Origin of the sequence: Nostoc sp. (assembly GCF_036916575.1) — a bacterium.
Classification (GTDB): domain Bacteria; phylum Cyanobacteriota; class Cyanobacteriia; order Cyanobacteriales; family Nostocaceae; genus Nostoc.
Map to the genome: position 1 here is coordinate 125580 of NZ_JBALGC010000037.1, position 14438 is coordinate 140017.

18 protein-coding genes are annotated in these 14438 nt (G+C 41.8%); 9 read left to right on the plus strand and 9 right to left on the minus strand.

What is annotated here, in order from left to right:
* Nucleotides 1-207: 207 nt before the first annotated feature.
* Nucleotides 208-2256, plus strand: coding sequence for an elongation factor G (locus tag V7L29_RS09880; protein WP_334735325.1), 2049 nt, complete (start codon nucleotides 208-210; stop codon nucleotides 2254-2256).
* A gap of 98 nt (nucleotides 2257-2354) precedes the next feature.
* On the opposite strand, the gene V7L29_RS09885 is transcribed toward V7L29_RS09880, so the two are convergent.
* Nucleotides 2355-2558 carry a type II toxin-antitoxin system HicA family toxin gene (locus V7L29_RS09885; protein WP_334735326.1) on the minus strand — a complete coding sequence of 68 codons (204 nt, stop codon included), beginning with the start codon at nucleotides 2556-2558 and terminating at the stop codon, nucleotides 2355-2357.
* Nucleotides 2555-2755 carry a type II toxin-antitoxin system HicB family antitoxin gene (locus tag V7L29_RS09890; RefSeq protein WP_334693120.1) on the minus strand — a complete coding sequence of 67 codons (201 nt, stop codon included), beginning with the start codon at nucleotides 2753-2755 and terminating at the stop codon, nucleotides 2555-2557. The genes V7L29_RS09885 and V7L29_RS09890 overlap by 4 nt, the downstream gene beginning before the upstream one ends.
* Before the next feature lie 170 nt (nucleotides 2756-2925).
* On the opposite strand from V7L29_RS09890, the gene V7L29_RS09895 reads away from it, so the two are divergent.
* Both V7L29_RS09895 and V7L29_RS09900 read left to right on the plus strand, forming a co-directional pair.
* The gene (locus tag V7L29_RS09895) at nucleotides 2926-3282 is read left to right on the plus strand and encodes a hypothetical protein (RefSeq protein ID WP_334735327.1); all 357 of its coding nucleotides are present in this window, start codon (nucleotides 2926-2928) and stop codon (nucleotides 3280-3282) included.
* Nucleotides 3283-3560: 278 nt separating this feature from the next.
* Nucleotides 3561-4211 carry a Uma2 family endonuclease gene (locus V7L29_RS09900; protein WP_334735328.1) on the plus strand — a complete coding sequence of 217 codons (651 nt, stop codon included), beginning with the start codon at nucleotides 3561-3563 and terminating at the stop codon, nucleotides 4209-4211.
* On the opposite strand, the gene V7L29_RS09905 is transcribed toward V7L29_RS09900, so the two are convergent.
* Nucleotides 4208-4351: a hypothetical protein gene (locus V7L29_RS09905; RefSeq protein WP_334693114.1), complete on the minus strand. Its 144-nt coding sequence runs from the start codon at nucleotides 4349-4351 to the stop codon at nucleotides 4208-4210. The genes V7L29_RS09900 and V7L29_RS09905 overlap by 4 nt on opposite strands.
* 185 nt (nucleotides 4352-4536) lie before the next feature.
* On the opposite strand from V7L29_RS09905, the gene V7L29_RS09910 reads away from it, so the two are divergent.
* Nucleotides 4537-4929 (plus strand): nuclease A inhibitor family protein, encoded by a 393-nt coding sequence (locus V7L29_RS09910; protein WP_334735345.1) that lies wholly within the window; start codon nucleotides 4537-4539, stop codon nucleotides 4927-4929.
* Nucleotides 4930-5009: 80 nt separating this feature from the next.
* Here the strand turns inward: V7L29_RS09910 and V7L29_RS09915 are convergent, their stop codons facing one another.
* Nucleotides 5010-5849 carry a DNA/RNA non-specific endonuclease gene (locus tag V7L29_RS09915; RefSeq protein WP_334735329.1) on the minus strand — a complete coding sequence of 280 codons (840 nt, stop codon included), beginning with the start codon at nucleotides 5847-5849 and terminating at the stop codon, nucleotides 5010-5012.
* A 656-nt stretch (nucleotides 5850-6505) separates the two neighbouring features.
* A complete protein-coding gene (locus tag V7L29_RS09920) occupies nucleotides 6506-7012 on the minus strand; it encodes a DUF6174 domain-containing protein (RefSeq protein WP_334693116.1) in 507 nt (168 codons plus the stop codon).
* A gap of 617 nt (nucleotides 7013-7629) precedes the next feature.
* Between V7L29_RS09920 and V7L29_RS09925 the strand changes: the two genes are divergently transcribed.
* On the plus strand, nucleotides 7630-7815 hold the full coding sequence (locus V7L29_RS09925; RefSeq protein ID WP_334735330.1) for a DDE transposase family protein: 186 nt from the start codon (nucleotides 7630-7632) through the stop codon (nucleotides 7813-7815).
* Between the two features lie 99 nt (nucleotides 7816-7914).
* Here V7L29_RS09925 and ctpC read toward each other — a convergent pair whose 3' ends face one another.
* The 3 genes from ctpC to V7L29_RS09940 all read right to left on the minus strand — a co-directional run bounded on the left by ctpC (nucleotide 7915) and on the right by V7L29_RS09940 (nucleotide 11509).
* Complete coding sequence (gene ctpC, locus V7L29_RS09930) at nucleotides 7915-9198, minus strand: carboxyl-terminal processing protease CtpC (RefSeq protein ID WP_334735331.1); 1284 nt, start codon at nucleotides 9196-9198, stop codon at nucleotides 7915-7917.
* 292 nt (nucleotides 9199-9490) lie between these two features.
* Nucleotides 9491-10717, minus strand: coding sequence for a (E)-4-hydroxy-3-methylbut-2-enyl-diphosphate synthase (ispG, locus tag V7L29_RS09935; protein ID WP_334690286.1), 1227 nt, complete (start codon nucleotides 10715-10717; stop codon nucleotides 9491-9493).
* Nucleotides 10718-11230: 513 nt separating this feature from the next.
* Nucleotides 11231-11509 carry a pentapeptide repeat-containing protein gene (locus tag V7L29_RS09940; RefSeq protein WP_334690284.1) on the minus strand — a complete coding sequence of 93 codons (279 nt, stop codon included), beginning with the start codon at nucleotides 11507-11509 and terminating at the stop codon, nucleotides 11231-11233.
* 41 nt (nucleotides 11510-11550) lie between these two features.
* On the opposite strand from V7L29_RS09940, the gene V7L29_RS09945 reads away from it, so the two are divergent.
* From V7L29_RS09945 to V7L29_RS09955, 3 genes are all read left to right on the plus strand, one after another.
* A complete protein-coding gene (locus V7L29_RS09945; protein WP_118163017.1) occupies nucleotides 11551-11769 on the plus strand; it encodes a hypothetical protein in 219 nt (72 codons plus the stop codon).
* Complete coding sequence (locus V7L29_RS09950; protein ID WP_334690282.1) at nucleotides 11766-12017, plus strand: type II toxin-antitoxin system RelE/ParE family toxin; 252 nt, start codon at nucleotides 11766-11768, stop codon at nucleotides 12015-12017. Before V7L29_RS09945 ends, V7L29_RS09950 begins: the two co-directional genes overlap by 4 nt.
* Nucleotides 12018-12105: 88 nt before the next feature.
* Complete coding sequence (locus tag V7L29_RS09955) at nucleotides 12106-13149, plus strand: cysteine hydrolase family protein (protein WP_334735332.1); 1044 nt, start codon at nucleotides 12106-12108, stop codon at nucleotides 13147-13149.
* A 50-nt stretch (nucleotides 13150-13199) separates the two neighbouring features.
* On the opposite strand, the gene V7L29_RS09960 is transcribed toward V7L29_RS09955, so the two are convergent.
* Nucleotides 13200-14114, minus strand: coding sequence for a LysM peptidoglycan-binding domain-containing M23 family metallopeptidase (locus tag V7L29_RS09960; RefSeq protein WP_334690280.1), 915 nt, complete (start codon nucleotides 14112-14114; stop codon nucleotides 13200-13202).
* Nucleotides 14115-14224: 110 nt separating this feature from the next.
* Here V7L29_RS09960 and V7L29_RS09965 point away from each other — a divergent pair, with 110 nt between their 5' ends.
* Nucleotides 14225-14422: a hypothetical protein gene (locus tag V7L29_RS09965; protein ID WP_334735333.1), complete on the plus strand. Its 198-nt coding sequence runs from the start codon at nucleotides 14225-14227 to the stop codon at nucleotides 14420-14422.
* Nucleotides 14423-14438 lie beyond the last annotated feature (16 nt).

The window sequence follows — 14438 nt, forward strand, 5'->3', positions numbered from 1 at the left end:
ATTTTAGATTCGCTATTAAACTTTGTGATGCTTAACTTTTCTTAAGCTAAATCTTACAACAGACTACAATTTTTTTAACTTTCGATTAAAAGAAGGATAATGACAAATTAAAGAAGGGGTAATTTTGACTCCAGAGAACCATTTTTTATCCCTGATATATACAGCAGAATAATGCGGTTATAAAAGACTTACCGCAAGTGAGGCTTTATGAACGAAAAAGTAAAATCGGGTTCGCGGAATGTTGCAATTGTCGGGCCTTATTTAAGTGGAAAAACCACTTTACTAGAAAGCTTGTTATTTGTCACAGGGGCAATTTCTCGCAAAGGCAGCGTTAAGGACAGCAATACAGTAGGAGATAGTGCTGCCGAGTCGCGCGATCGCCACATGAGTGTAGAAGTAAGCGCCGCTAGCACTGAGTATAGCGGTATTCGCTTCACCTTTATTGACTGTCCCGGAAGTGTGGAGTTTGCCCAAGAAACGTACAATGCGTTAATAGGAGTGGATGCGGCAATTGTAGTTTGCGAACCCATACGCGAGCGAGTCCTCACCCTTGCTCCTCTATTTAAATTCCTAGACGATTGGGAAATTCCTCACCTCGTCTTTGTCAACAAAATGGATCGGGCAAACATTCATGTTCTGGAAACGTTACACGCCCTGAAAGCAGTATCTAGCCGTCCTTTGGTAGCGCATCAATATCCGATCATGAATGGGGAACAACTCACCGGCTTTATTGATATGGTGAGTGAACAGGCATATCAATATCATCCAGGCGCACCAGCTGACCCCATTCCCTTCCCCGAAAGCTTAAAAGAAGAAGAACATATAGCACGGGCAGAAATGCTCGAAGCCCTAGCAAATTTTGACGACCACTTACTCGAAGAACTTTTAGAAGACATTGAGCCACCCCAAGAGGAAATCCTCAAAGATTTAAAAATGGAATTAGGGGCAGATTTAGTAGTGCCCGTTTTCTTTGGTGTGGCAGAACAAGATTATGGTGTTAGACCTCTATTAGAAGCCTTGTTACGGGAAGCCCCCGAACCAGAAACCACAGCAGAACGTCGCTTAAAAAACTCAAAAGGTGATACACCTCTAGCGCAGGTATTAAAAACTTACTACACTCCCCAAGGTGGCAAACTCTCTCTGGTGCGTGTTTGGCGGGGCAAATTAACTGATGGTATTGTGCTTAATGGCATTCGTACTGGTGGAATTTACCGCCTCATGGGACAACAACAGCAGTTAGTTAACCAAGTTAATGCTGGTGAAATTGTCGGATTGAGCCGTTTAGAGGGAATCAAAACAGGCGATACAATCTCTATAGAACAGCAGTCGGCAATAAAATTACCCAAAGCTGTACAGTTGGAACCAGTGTATGCTCTGGCCATTACACCAGAAAAGCGCAACGATGAAGTTAAACTCAGCGGTGCCATTACCAAGTTATTGGAAGAAGACTGCTCACTTGCTTGGGAACAACACGGCGACACCCACGAAGTTATTCTTTGGGGTCAAGGCGAGATTCATTTACAAGTCGCCTTAGACAGACTGCGCCGCAAATATAACTTGCCAATGACAACCCACTTACCACAAGTGCCTTACAAAGAAACCATCCGCAAAACAGTGGCTTCAGTTCATGGGCGCTACAAGCACCAAAGCGGTGGTCACGGACAGTTTGGTGATGTTTTTCTCGACATCAAGCCCTTACCACGCGGCACAGGTTTCAATTTTAATGAAACTATTGTCGGCGGTGTAGTTCCCAAACAGTACATTCCTGGGGTAGAAATGGGTGTACGGGAATTTCTGACACATGGGCCTTTGGGCTTCCCAATAGTGGATTTGGCGGTAACTCTGACTAATGGTTCATACCACAACGTTGATAGTTCCGAACAAGCCTTTAAGCAAGCTGCCCGATTGGCAATGCAAACGGGGATACCCCAAGCCGAACCTACCCTGTTAGAACCAATTCTGCGGGTAGAAGTGACCACACCTAGCGAATTTACCTCCAAAGTGCTGCAACTGTTGAGTGGTAGACGGGGGCAAATTTTAGGCTATGAGGGGAAAAACGATTGGCAAGGCTGGGATAATGTCTGTGCATACTTGCCGCAAGCAGAGATGCAAAACTTTATTGTAGAGCTGCGATCGCTCACTCTCGGCGTTGGTTCCTTCCACTGGGAATATGACCATCTCCAGGAAGTACCAGAAAAGCTTGCCGAACGCGTCATTCATAGCAATGGTAATGGTAGTAACGGCAACGGCAAGTAATTTTGGATTTTGGATTTTAGATTTTGGATTAATCTAAAATCAGCACTAGCCCGGAACTTTAAGTTTCGGGCTAATAACTAAAGTCCAATAAATCGTTGTCAGTCTATATTTTCTTCAGTAAGACCTGCATCCTTCAGCAGTCCTTTCAGCGTTCCAATGGGTAAATCGCGATTGCCATGAACAGGAATAGAGAGAATGACACCTTTGTTGGCATAAATATGGTGACTGCCAGTAATCCGTTTCAGGTTCCAGCCATACCGTTCAAGAATTTTACATAAGGCTTTACCAGAAACAGATTTCATAAAGATATTTCAATCAACTGTTTATCAGGTTCAAGTTCTTCCTGCTGGCTAGCAACTTCAAGCCAACCCTGAATCGCATCTTTAAGCATTTCTAACAAGTGTTCGTAGCTTTCTCCCCATGTGTGACACCCTGGTAAGGCTGGTACTGAAGCACACCACACATCGTCTTCTTGCCAGATAACGGCTTTGATTTTCATGATAAATCTGTTGTAGTGTCGTGTTGTACATCTTAGCGCAACTACATTTAAGAGTTGCGTAGACTTTGCCCACCGTAGACATCGCTCACCTCGGCGTCGGTTCTTTCCACTGGGAATATGACCATCTCTAGGAAGTGCCAGAAAACCCGCCGAACGCGTCATTCACAGCAATGGCAATGCTAGAAATTAAAGGCTTAACACACCAATTAAAGCTACGCGAGGTGCGTCAACTTGATCAGTGGGTACGCGATGCCCTTATTGATGAAGATTGGGAAAGTAAAGGAATATTAATTGTAAATGCATTCCGTAATGAACCTTTAGAGAATCGAGGTGAGCCTTTCCCGCTTAACTGTATTCAAGCTGCAAAAAAGTCTGATCAATGTCTAATTACAACAATGCAGCTTTTTAACGCCTTTTGTGCCTTGCAAAGAGATAAACTGAACCTAGAAATATTTTGGGACACTATATTTAGCACAACTGGTGTTTTTTCTTTACCTGGGCTAGATTTATTATGTACTAATAGCTAATGCTCGTAGATTGATTCGAGTAGAGTGACACTCAGCATCTAAAAACTCGTTTTTTGAATTTCCTAAGTAGAGCATTTTATTAATTCGTAGTAAATTAAATTTGGTAATACTTTGCATCCTTTTGCGCTTACTTTGCGTTCCTCTGCGTTTAAAAACGCTAAAATTTTACGCAAAGCTGTATTAAATCCACCCAATCTATAACTAGTGTGAACTTTATGCTCTACGATAATTTAATATCGGCTTTTGCAAGCTTCAACATGAGATTTCAATGGTGAGTAATGGTAACACTTCAATTACGACAATTAAGTGTTCCGCCGGGACATAGAGTAATACTCCACGATGTTAGCTGGCAAGAATTTGAGGCAATTTTAGAAGAACTTGGCGACCATCGAGCCTCTCGATTGGCTTACAGCCAGGGAACTTTGGAGATGAGAATGCCGCTACCGAAGCATGAGAAAGCCAAAGTCATCATTGGGGATTTGGTGAAAATTCTCCTGGAGGAGTTAGAAATTGACTGTGAAACATTTGGCTCAACCACCTTTAAACGTGAAGATATGGCTTTCGGTGTAGAGCCTGATGATTCTTTCTACATTCAAAATCATGCTCAAATGATTGGTAAAGAGCGAATAGACCTAAAGGTTGACCCGCCACCCGACTTAGCAATTGAAGTTGATGTTACTTCTAAAACTCAACTGGATGCCTACGAAGCATTAGGAGTTCCTGAACTGTGGCGATATGAAGATGGGAAGCTACAAATTAATATTATTCAGGATGGCAAATACATTGAGTCTGAAATTAGTTCTACTTTTCCCAACTTGCCCATTGTTGAAGTAATTCCCCGGTTTGTTGAACAGAGCCGAACTTTAGGTAGAAGTCCAACGCTTAGAGCATTTCGTCAATGGGTAAGAAAGCAAATCAACCTAACTTAATGTAATCTCTGCTCTTTTAATAACTCATATACCCAAGCTGCATCAACTTCTCCAATGGGCGGAACTGCTTCACGAGTGTAGTCATATAGCCAAATCAAATCCGGCGCGTTGGCGCAGCCCACCGTAGGCATCGCAAACATGAATTTACTTACGAATTTTGCTTGACACAACTTCAATTGTATGTAAATTATACATTATTTGCTAGTAAGCTGCGATCGCTCTGGCGTTACTTTCTTCCACTGGAAATACAATAGTATCTGTTTCGGCTTCCCACCTTGCTCCTAGCTGAATGATACAGTATGAGCGTTGCTAGAAACTGATGACTATGAGCGGCGAGATTGTCGAAAAACTAAAGCAAGCTAGTAGTGGCTTGTTAATGATGAGCGAGTCGGATTACCCTTTCGAGGTTGTTCAGTGGAAAGGTGCTGCACCTGCAACACAGGAGAAGATATTACGGCTAACAGGTTCTCAAGACCTGCCAGTAGAAGTAGTAGACTTGGACTATCTCTTCCGTAATTGTGCATTTGAGCAAGAGTGGCACAATGAATTACAGAAAAAAGATGTTAAAAAATTTCAAACACTTGTCCAGACGCTTAAAGATAATCTTAGTGACATCAGCGTTTATCGGGTTGGACAAATAAATATTGACGCTTACATCATCGGACAAACTAAAGATGGTGACTTAGCTGGAGTAGTAACAAAACTGGTTGAAACCTAGTAAGCAGTTTAGAAATTTCTCTAAATAAAAGCCTAGCCATCTGTGCGGCTAGGCTTTCTCGTTTTTGAAATTATCCAAATTTATAAATTGTCAACTTGCGCTTCTATTACAGACTGAATAGATGTTGGAACTTCTGAGAGAAAATTGTATCCAGTTAGGGATTCTAATGAGTCAACGCTAACTCGATAGTTTCTCCAATTCGCTGTTCGCACCCCTTGAGTGTTAGGAATATTGACACCAATGATTCTCGTGTCGGTTGTCACGTCAGCAATGCCTGAATCTGGAGTATTCAGTACAACAATAATTTTCCAAGTTCTATTAGGGACTTCAACCCGTCCATTAGCTATTGTATAGAACCTTCCGTTAGATCCGGTACCGCCCATCCCGTATCCACCAGATATGATGTAGAGTTCTTTACCCTGTCCTACTAGAGTTCTGGCATAATCCTCCAGGTTTGCCCAAATCCCCTGATTGTTATCTGGGGCTTGAGCAATCATGTTGCTCATCAAAAAGGTGGCAGAATTATTGCTAACACTACTAGTTCTGTCAGCACTGGGTGTCATGTGACCACGATCAAAGCCACTTTCGCTAAAATCGGTAGATTGAACTTGATAGCATCCAAAAGGAAGTGTTGTATCAGCCCGAAAAGTATCTTGCCTTGGTGTGCTACCTAACCAACTACTATTCAACTGCCAAGACACCCAATTTGGTCTACCTATTGGGCAGTTGTAACCAATTACATACTGTGGTTTTACTAGCAAGTAGTTATTTAGGCTGGAAGTTCCAGCGTTGCTGGGGTTGCCAAGGGTTAGGTGAACACTTACAGATGACTGGGCTGGTACGATCTGTGCCAACCCAATTATGAATAAAACTATCGCCACAAATGGCAGTAAAAACTTGAAAATCTTGATTTTTTTCATATTTTTGTACTTTTGATTACAAAAACAGTCTCCAAGTTTTCCACTTAAATATCAAGCATTCAGTGATATAAAAATAAAGATTTTTGTAATGGTAAATATGTAGTGATACAATGGCCGTAAATCTTTGTTCGGTAAGAGTTAACAATCAATAAATCACTACCTTGATGACGAGCGATGTCTACGGCGGGCTATGCCTACGCTCAAAATTTTGCATCTCTACACCAACTTTATACATTTAATCAGCAACGCCAATCTTTTTGCTTAGAGGAAATTTAATTGATGGGATAAATCAGGGCCATCGCTTTTTCTCTGAGACATTCGCACAGCACCACATACAAACTTGAACGCTAGCAGTTAATAGACCTCTTGCAAAAATCAAAAAATCAGGAATTTCATTCTGTTCGCGCACCCTTATCGCAGGGTAAGGAATGCAGTGGAGAGAAAAATCTTACCAGATATTTCGCTCTACTCAACATAACAATTTAAGCATTTATGCAAGAGGTCTAATGATTAAGGTAATTGTATATACAGCGTTTTTCAGGTAAATAAGGTATACAGGTAGGGGCACAACATTGTTGTGCTCTTACAATAATCTGTACCTCACTAAATTGCAATCTGCTGTATTGCCTTAATATCTAATTTTCTGGTTGCAGCGGCTATTTAATTACCTTAAAATTCTCAATTGTGAGATATTTTTCTTCATCAGCTATCTGACTATTGTAATCGATATTAATTTTGGTTGGATAGCCGAATCTAGCATTATATTCCACATTCAGGCTGAAGGCTTTACGGTTGATAGCATCTTGAATCACATCAAACAGCTTAGGAATTGTGTTGTAGCTTTGAAAGAAATCTGGATTAACTGGTTTACCTGTAGCTACAGAAGTAACAGAAATTGTTTGACCATTACGTACTTTAATGACTACTGGGCCTCTAGCATCCTCTATACAAAAGCAACTATTGCTCAATGTATATTCATAGTTGGAAATATTTCGCCGATTCCAAAAACTGCGATTAAATTCTAATCGCTTTTGTAATCGCTTAAAATTCCAGTTATTACTCGCTGGCGATTGTGCTATCTCTATGGGAGATTTGGACATTACTGGTAGGTTCAGACCCAAAGATAGCAATAATCCGGCACTGATAATGATAGGTAAACGCATAACATATCCGTTGAATACTAAAAGTATTATATCCTACATTGTCACTTCATCATGTAATATATGAAGATTTCCAACATTTGGCTAATAGTGGTTAAATATTAATCAAAAATTACCGATTTTTGTCAGTATGAATACTTAAAAATCAGTAGTATTAGGAAATATTATTGAATATCGGTGTATTATATCCTGAAGTGCGAAATGCCGATTTATATATTAATTCATTTACTTGTTTAAATACACTTTTATAACTTACGCACTGTACAAATCGACCATAATATGCATCATACAGAATGTACATTTCCGGTGCTGACTGCAACCTGATTTGATCGCATATTTACTGTTTTGGGTGTTAGACATGGCTTAAAAGCCCAAGTTTGGTATAGTACATATGTATGATGCGTAAGTCCTAACTTTATCTTTTTATTAAAATTCATCAGTGGGTAGCTAAAGGTAAATAGCAAATTTATGACTATACACAATTGGTTCATAAGTGTAGTCTATAAGCCAAATCAGCTCCGGGCGTTGGCATAGCCCACCGTAGGCATCGCATACGTACGAAAATGTTTTCTCTATGCCGTAAAATTCTTACTATAAAAAACAAAGTTTTTATTTTCAGTATGAACGCATCACAAATTTGGTATATTGTCAAGCATTCTGCTGGTAATTGCGAAATTCTCCCCAGCGACAAAGTTGAAGACGATAATCTAAAGATTATAGAACAGTGGGGGCCTTTTAGTTCGCAAGAAGAAGCGATCGCTCGGCGTGTCGGACTTATTAGGGCTGGAAAGTGCCAACCAGTTTAAGTTAGGAGTTAGGAGTTTGCAGTTAGAAGTTATGAGTTGACAATGATCGTTTTTATTCCTAACTCCTGACTATTTACTCCTAACTTTATTCCTAACTGTTCATTTTTCTGCCGTGGGCGTGCTCTTAGTAGGAATTTTTTTACCTATGACTTCCACGGCTTTCGCAAATTGGGGGTCTGCTAGGGTAGCGAGTTTGTCACGTTCATGAAGCCACAATTCCTGCATCTGCGCTTTGGTCAAATCTACTTTCACATCTGGCTCAATCCCTTTATGATTGATATCTGTACCATTGGGAGTATAGTAATGAGCAATTGTCACCGCCAATCCTGAACCATCTTCCAGAGGACGCACCGATTGCACCAGTCCCTTACCAAAGGTTTGAGTGCCAACCAAAGTAGCACGCTTATTATCCTGCAAAGCGCCTGAGAGGATTTCACTTGCACTGGCTGAACCTTTATCTACCAGCACCACCAACGGTTTATTTGTCAAGGCTCGTCCATTTGCCTCTTCCTTTTCTCCCTCTCCTTGGCGTTCAACGGTGGAGACAATCTTACCTTTATCTATCCACATCCGGGCAATATCCACACTGGAAAAGAGTAAGCCGCCTGGATTACCACGCAGATCCAGAATATATCCAGCTACCTGTTTGGTTTCTAAATTTTTGATCGCGGTTTGCATTTCTTTACCAGCATTGGCGCTGAACTGGTTCAAGCGAATGTACCCAAGGTTACCTGCTGGGGTTTGCTTCTGGGAAAACTTAACTGGATGGATTTCAATCCGCTCCCGTTTAATGTCAAACTCTTTTATCTGACTGTCGCGCTTAATTGTTAGGCTGACTTGCGTTCCTGCTTCACCCCTAATCAAGGAAACTGCCTGATTGGTATCCATCCCCTTGGTGTTTTTGCCGTTGATTTTGAGGATAACATCTTTCGCTAAAATACCAGCTTTAAAAGCTGGCGTATCTTCGATTGGCGCAATTACAACCAGTTGCTTCGTTTTTTCATCCTGACTAATCGTGATCCCAATACCTATTAGTTCTCCAGAGGTGTCCACTTGCATATTCTTGAATTCCTCTGGATCCATAAATCGGGTGTATGGGTCTTCTAGCTTTTTGAGCATTTCCCGAATGGACTTATACGCTTCCTGCGGATTACTGTAGGACTTGCTCAAGTACTCCTTACGAACAGCCTGCCAATCTAACTGATTAAAAGTACCATCTACATATTGGCGTTGAACAATTTGCCAAACTTCATCTACCAATTCTTTGGGACTTGCTTTAAATAAAGCCTGACCTCGCGAGTGAATGCCAAGGCTAGTAACAGCGATCGTGGAGAGTGTCACTGCCGTAGCACCCAAAACAAGCCTACTTTTTGTAATCACCATAATGACAGCTGCGTCAGAAGAAAAATATATAGTCAGTATGCTCAATCTAACACAGGCTACCACTGTAAAGACCGGGCATGTATTCCTAATTAAAACAAAATACTTGACAATCCGGCAACCTTAGTGGTGAGAAATACAAAGTTTTTGGGCATGGGGCATTGGGGAGGCACTGCGTTGGGGATCCAGCACGAATAAAGGCTTTCCCGTTACAGGTGACTGGCGTCATTGGTTATTCTCCTTTTCTCCCTTGCCCCCTTCATCTCCCCCTGCTTCCCCTGCTCCTGTGCCGTCTTTAAGGTTCTACCCAGCGTCCATCTGCCTTAATCAGGTTAATTAATTCCTCTACACCTTTATCTTCTGGGACTTTTTTAATTTCTTCTCTGCCACGATATAAAGAAATGTAACCAGGTGTTTTGCCAACATAACCATAGTCGGCATCTGCCATTTCTCCAGGGCCATTGACAATACAACCCATAACTGCTACATCAAGACCCGTTAAGTGTCTAGTGGCTTCCCGGACTTTGTGCAGCACTTCCTCTAGATTAAACAAAGTGCGTCCACAGGAAGGACAAGCGACGTATTCCACCATCGTTTTTCGCAATCCCAAAGCTTGGAGAATGCTGTAGCAGACGGGAATTTCTTTTTCTGGTGCTTCTGTAAGTGAGACGCGAATTGTATCGCCAATGCCATCAGCAAGTAAGGTAGCAATACCGGCCGTGGATTTAATTCGCCCGTATTCGCCATCACCGGCTTCCGTAACGCCTAAATGTAGCGGATAATCCATACTCAGTTGATCCATGCGCTTGGCAATCAAGCGATAGGCGGCTAGCATCACTGGTACTCGTGAAGCTTTCATGGAAATTACTAAGTTGCGGAAATCCAAAGATTCACAGATGCGAATGAATTCTATGGCAGATTCCACCATACCTTCGGGGGTGTCACCGTAGGTAAATAGCATTCTTTCTGCGAGGGAACCGTGATTTACCCCAATTCGCATCGATTTACCTTGGTCGCGCAAAGAAACTACTAAAGGTTCTAAGGTTTCGCGGATTTTATCACCAATTTCGTCAAATTCGGTTTTAGTATACTCGGTTCGATTGACGTTTGGCTTTTCAAACACATACAAGCCCGGATTAATCCGCACTTTTTCTATATGCTTGGAGACTTCCAGAGCGATTTTTAGCCCATTGTGATGAACATCAGCCACAACTGGTACGTCTTGGTAAGTTTTAATTAATTTTTGTTTAATTTCTGCTAAAGCTTTAGCATGAGCCATACTCGGCACTGTGACACGGACAATTTCGCAGCCAATTTCATGCAGACGACGAATAGCAGCCACGGAACCATCAATATCAAGAGTGTCTTCGTTAATCATTGACTGCACCACTACAGGGTAGCCGCCCCCAATGGTGACATTTCCCACTTTTACAGGACGGGTTTTACGCCGCTTGATAGTTGTATCAAAAGTGGGTTGATCTAATGTGGTATTGGAAGTTGTAAGAATCGGCAGAGTTTGCATAACTCTATCAGGTAAATTTGCTGTAGCTAAAATATCAGATTTGATAAATCTCTGTTTCCCAGATTGCCACAGGTAGTGGCTCTTTTGGTGATTAGATAGAAAAAAAATGGAGAATGACACACGCAAAGAAATAAAGAGCAATTGAGGAGTTTTGCTCATTTGTAAAAATATACTGCCTAAAAATCCTTTTAACTGAGCAGTTTGAGTAGCTTTAGCGATCGCGCAGCGTTCAGCACGAAAGCTTAGAGAAGCGATCGCTTGATTACTGAGTTACAAATATTACTATTAATTCAGGAATTATATGACCCAACCTGCAATATCTGTAATATCAAGTTCGGGTGATTACTTATAATAAAATCTATCAATGGTAGGTTGGGTTGTAGCAAGATCCCCGTAAGGGTACGGCAGTGAAACCCAACATGAACATGGATCAAATGTTAGGTTTCGTTCCTCAACCCAACCTACAGATATTATAGGTGTTTAACCGAACCTGATATGATGTTGCGGCTTTAATTAAAACGTATTTGTGAGGTTAGCATTCCTTAAGTCTGTGTGTATTAAGTTAGCACCTCTTAAATTACTACAATTCAGATTTACACCTTTCAAGTCAAGATTCCTGAGATTACAACCGCTAAAATCTAGTCCACTTAAGTCAGCACCGGGATATATGCGAATTACACCAGGCGGATCATTTGCTGCTGTGTCTTTAAAACCACGAGAATTATAGTAAATAGCGTCAGTTAAATTTGCTCCACAGTTATTTATTTCATTTAGTAAACAGATTACATACATTACCAGCTAAATTAGACTTATCACCAAATTCTTTGACGCCCATGCTAGAAAAAACATCTACATTCCAGAAGGCCATAGAAGCAGTAGAAGCGTTAGATCCAGAAGCTCAGGCTATTCTTGTAGATATTATCCAAAAGCGCCTCAAACAACAGCGACGAGATGACTTATTAAAAGAAATCGCGCAAGCAGAGAGTGATTATGCTCAAGGTAATGTCCGACGTGGTTCAGTTGCAGATTTGATGGCGGAGTTAGACGAGTGAAAAATTTGGTTTGGAGTCCGACTTTTATTCGTGCTTTTAAGCGAGTAATCAAGAAAAATCCTGAGTTATGTTCTCAAATTGAGCAAGTATTACAACAAATCGCTGAAGACCCTTTTCAACTCAGTTTACGTAGTCACAAACTAAAAGGTGATTCATCGGGTAAATATTCATGTTCAATTGATTATCGGAATCGGATTTTATTTAAATTTGTGACAAATCCTGAATCAGCACAGAAATTTTGTTGTTAACTTTAGGTTCCCACGATGACGTTTACTAAGTAAAGCATTATATTGAACTGAGGCAAGCTTAATAATTACAACATAAGAGCAGAATTATATGAACACCCAAACAACAACCCAACTACCCATTCCTCCACATTTTAACCTTCAAGAAGTAGGCGAAGTCTGGCGCGTACCTTACCAAGAACGTGCCGCCGATGCAGAAATCTGGGCAAAACAACACGATATCAAACCTGCATCTTTAGACAAAACCCGCATTTGCTTACTATTAATTGATGTTCAAAACACCTTTTGCATCCCAGGATTTGAATTATTTGTAGGTGGAAAATCTGGCACTGGGGCGGTAGATGATAATCGGCGATTGAGTGAATTTATCTATCGCAATTTGGGAGTAATAACGAAAATTGTACCCACTCTCGACACACACAAAGCAACGCAAATTTTCCATCCTATTTTTTGGGTGAATGCCGTTGGAGAACATCCTACCCCAGCAGCCACTAGCATCACTCTTAGAGATATTGAACAAGGTATCTGGAAAGTCAACCCAGCAGTTGCTGACAGTGTTAATAATGGCAATTATGAACTATTAGAAAAACATGCTTACTATTACGTTAAGCGACTAAGTCAAGACGGTAAATATCCCCTCATTGTTTGGCCTTATCATTCTATGTTAGGTGGTATTGGTCATGCTTTAGTTTCATCGGTAGAAGAAGCGATATTTTTCCACTGCATTGCTCGTCAGAGTCAGACACAATTTGAAATCAAAGGCGAGAATCCCTTAACAGAAAACTATTCTATCTTACGTCCAGAAGTGTTGGAAGATTTTGAGCAACGTCCACTTGCTCAAAAGAATAGCAGTTTAATTCAGCAACTTTTAGAATTTGATGCAGTAATTATTGGTGGTCAAGCTAAAAGTCACTGTGTTGCCTGGACAATCGACGATTTATTAACAGAAATTAAACAGGTAGATGCTACCCTTGCTAAAAAAGTTTATCTGCTAGAAGATTGCACTTCCCCTGTTGTTGTTCCCGGTGTTGTGGACTACACAGAACAGGCAGATACGGCGTTTGCAAGATTTGCACAAGCAGGAATGCAGATCATAAAATCTAGCGAATCAATAGAATTTGGGCATAGGGCATAGGGCATGGGGTTATTCTCCCCCTGATTCCTTATTGCCTACTCCCCATTCCCTCATTTCTTCAAATAACCCTTGGGATCTTGGGCTACCCAACCCAGAGATGAGCTAGAACGCATTTCAAAATGGAGATGGGGTTGACTGGAACTTGGTTTTCCACTAGTGCCTACCGTTCCCAGTAAGTCTCCTTTTTTCACTTGCTGACCGACAGTAACTTTGATACTGTCAAGCTGGGCGTAGCGGCTTTGGAGTCCGCCACTGTGGTTAATTATGACCAACTTGCCATAAGAACCTTGATCGCTGGCAAAGGCTACAGTTCCAGGTGCGATCGCTATCACATCAGTACCCACTGCTGCTAATAAATCAACACCACTATGAAAGAAAACTTCTCCTGTAGCAGGATTAATTTGCCAGCCGTAAGGTAATGCTACAGTTGCTACTTGTGCCAAGGGATATCCGGACAGGGATGTACGGTTTGGCGTACCTGCATTAATAGGTAAAGGGGACTTAGTTACAATACCATTGGGCGACCAATTTACCCCCGGAACAAACACGATTCTGGGGTCTTGTTGGCAGCCATTCACCTCAAAAAGGCTATCAGCACGAACTTTGTATTTTGCCGCCACTTGTCGCCAAGTTTCACCGCGAGGCACTTCAACTACAACCCCATTGTAGGGAGGAATTTGAAGTACACTACCAACGGCAGCGTAGGTGTCGCCCGCCGCAGGCATCGCACCGTTTTGCAAAGCTGGATTCATGCCGATAATAGTTGTAGGTATGAGATTGTAGCGCTGCGCTATGCTCTCCAAAGTTTCGCCACGAACAACTTTATGGCGTTGGAAGCGAGATAAGGCTGGAGTTGGGCAATCACCCACAGCAGCGTTGGCGCTATTGGAGTTTGGCAGTATGGATACTAGGCCCAAGGCGCTAACTAAGCTACAGAGAAACAGTTGACGAAAAGGTAAAGTCATGTATACACGTCAAGAGCGGATTAACTTTAGATTTTAGATGGGAAGACTGGTGAGTGGGGGGATGAGGGAGCACAGGAGGCAGGGGAAGAAGAACTATTGATTATTAACCAATGACGCCAGTCGCCTTAAGTCGGGAAACCATGAAGGCAGTTCCTCCTGAGGGAAACTCCCATCGCCTTTGGCGTCTCCCTTTGGGAGAAGACCGGACTGCCGAGCTCCTACGTCGCTCTAAGCGTACCCCTGCTCTTAAGCAAGCTACGCGCAGCGTCTCTAAGAGTTGCTATGCCGTAGGCTTTACGCTGCGCTAACACCACAGCGCTGGCT

Coding starts and splice junctions, on each gene's coding strand:
- V7L29_RS09960 (WP_334690280.1), bottom strand. CDS start 14,114: ATGACTTTACCTTTTCGTCAACTGTTTCTCTGTAGCTTAGTTAGCGCC.
- V7L29_RS09890 (WP_334693120.1), bottom strand. CDS start 2,755: ATGAAAATCAAAGCCGTTATCTGGCAAGAAGACGATGTGTGGTGTGCT.
- V7L29_RS09905 (WP_334693114.1), bottom strand. CDS start 4,351: ATGTTTGCGATGCCTACGGTGGGCTGCGCCAACGCGCCGGATTTGATT.
- V7L29_RS09965 (WP_334735333.1), top strand. CDS start 14,225: ATGACGCCAGTCGCCTTAAGTCGGGAAACCATGAAGGCAGTTCCTCCT.
- ispG (WP_334690286.1), bottom strand. CDS start 10,717: ATGCAAACTCTGCCGATTCTTACAACTTCCAATACCACATTAGATCAA.
- V7L29_RS09955 (WP_334735332.1), top strand. CDS start 12,106: ATGAACACCCAAACAACAACCCAACTACCCATTCCTCCACATTTTAAC.
- V7L29_RS09915 (WP_334735329.1), bottom strand. CDS start 5,849: ATGAAAAAAATCAAGATTTTCAAGTTTTTACTGCCATTTGTGGCGATA.
- V7L29_RS09945 (WP_118163017.1), top strand. CDS start 11,551: ATGCTAGAAAAAACATCTACATTCCAGAAGGCCATAGAAGCAGTAGAA.
- V7L29_RS09880 (WP_334735325.1), top strand. CDS start 208: ATGAACGAAAAAGTAAAATCGGGTTCGCGGAATGTTGCAATTGTCGGG.
- ctpC (WP_334735331.1), bottom strand. CDS start 9,198: ATGGTGATTACAAAAAGTAGGCTTGTTTTGGGTGCTACGGCAGTGACA.
- V7L29_RS09940 (WP_334690284.1), bottom strand. CDS start 11,509: ATGTATGTAATCTGTTTACTAAATGAAATAAATAACTGTGGAGCAAAT.
- V7L29_RS09885 (WP_334735326.1), bottom strand. CDS start 2,558: ATGAAATCTGTTTCTGGTAAAGCCTTATGTAAAATTCTTGAACGGTAT.
- V7L29_RS09920 (WP_334693116.1), bottom strand. CDS start 7,012: ATGCGTTTACCTATCATTATCAGTGCCGGATTATTGCTATCTTTGGGT.
- V7L29_RS09925 (WP_334735330.1), top strand. CDS start 7,630: ATGAACGCATCACAAATTTGGTATATTGTCAAGCATTCTGCTGGTAAT.
- V7L29_RS09900 (WP_334735328.1), top strand. CDS start 3,561: ATGGTAACACTTCAATTACGACAATTAAGTGTTCCGCCGGGACATAGA.
- V7L29_RS09895 (WP_334735327.1), top strand. CDS start 2,926: ATGGCAATGCTAGAAATTAAAGGCTTAACACACCAATTAAAGCTACGC.
- V7L29_RS09910 (WP_334735345.1), top strand. CDS start 4,537: ATGAGCGGCGAGATTGTCGAAAAACTAAAGCAAGCTAGTAGTGGCTTG.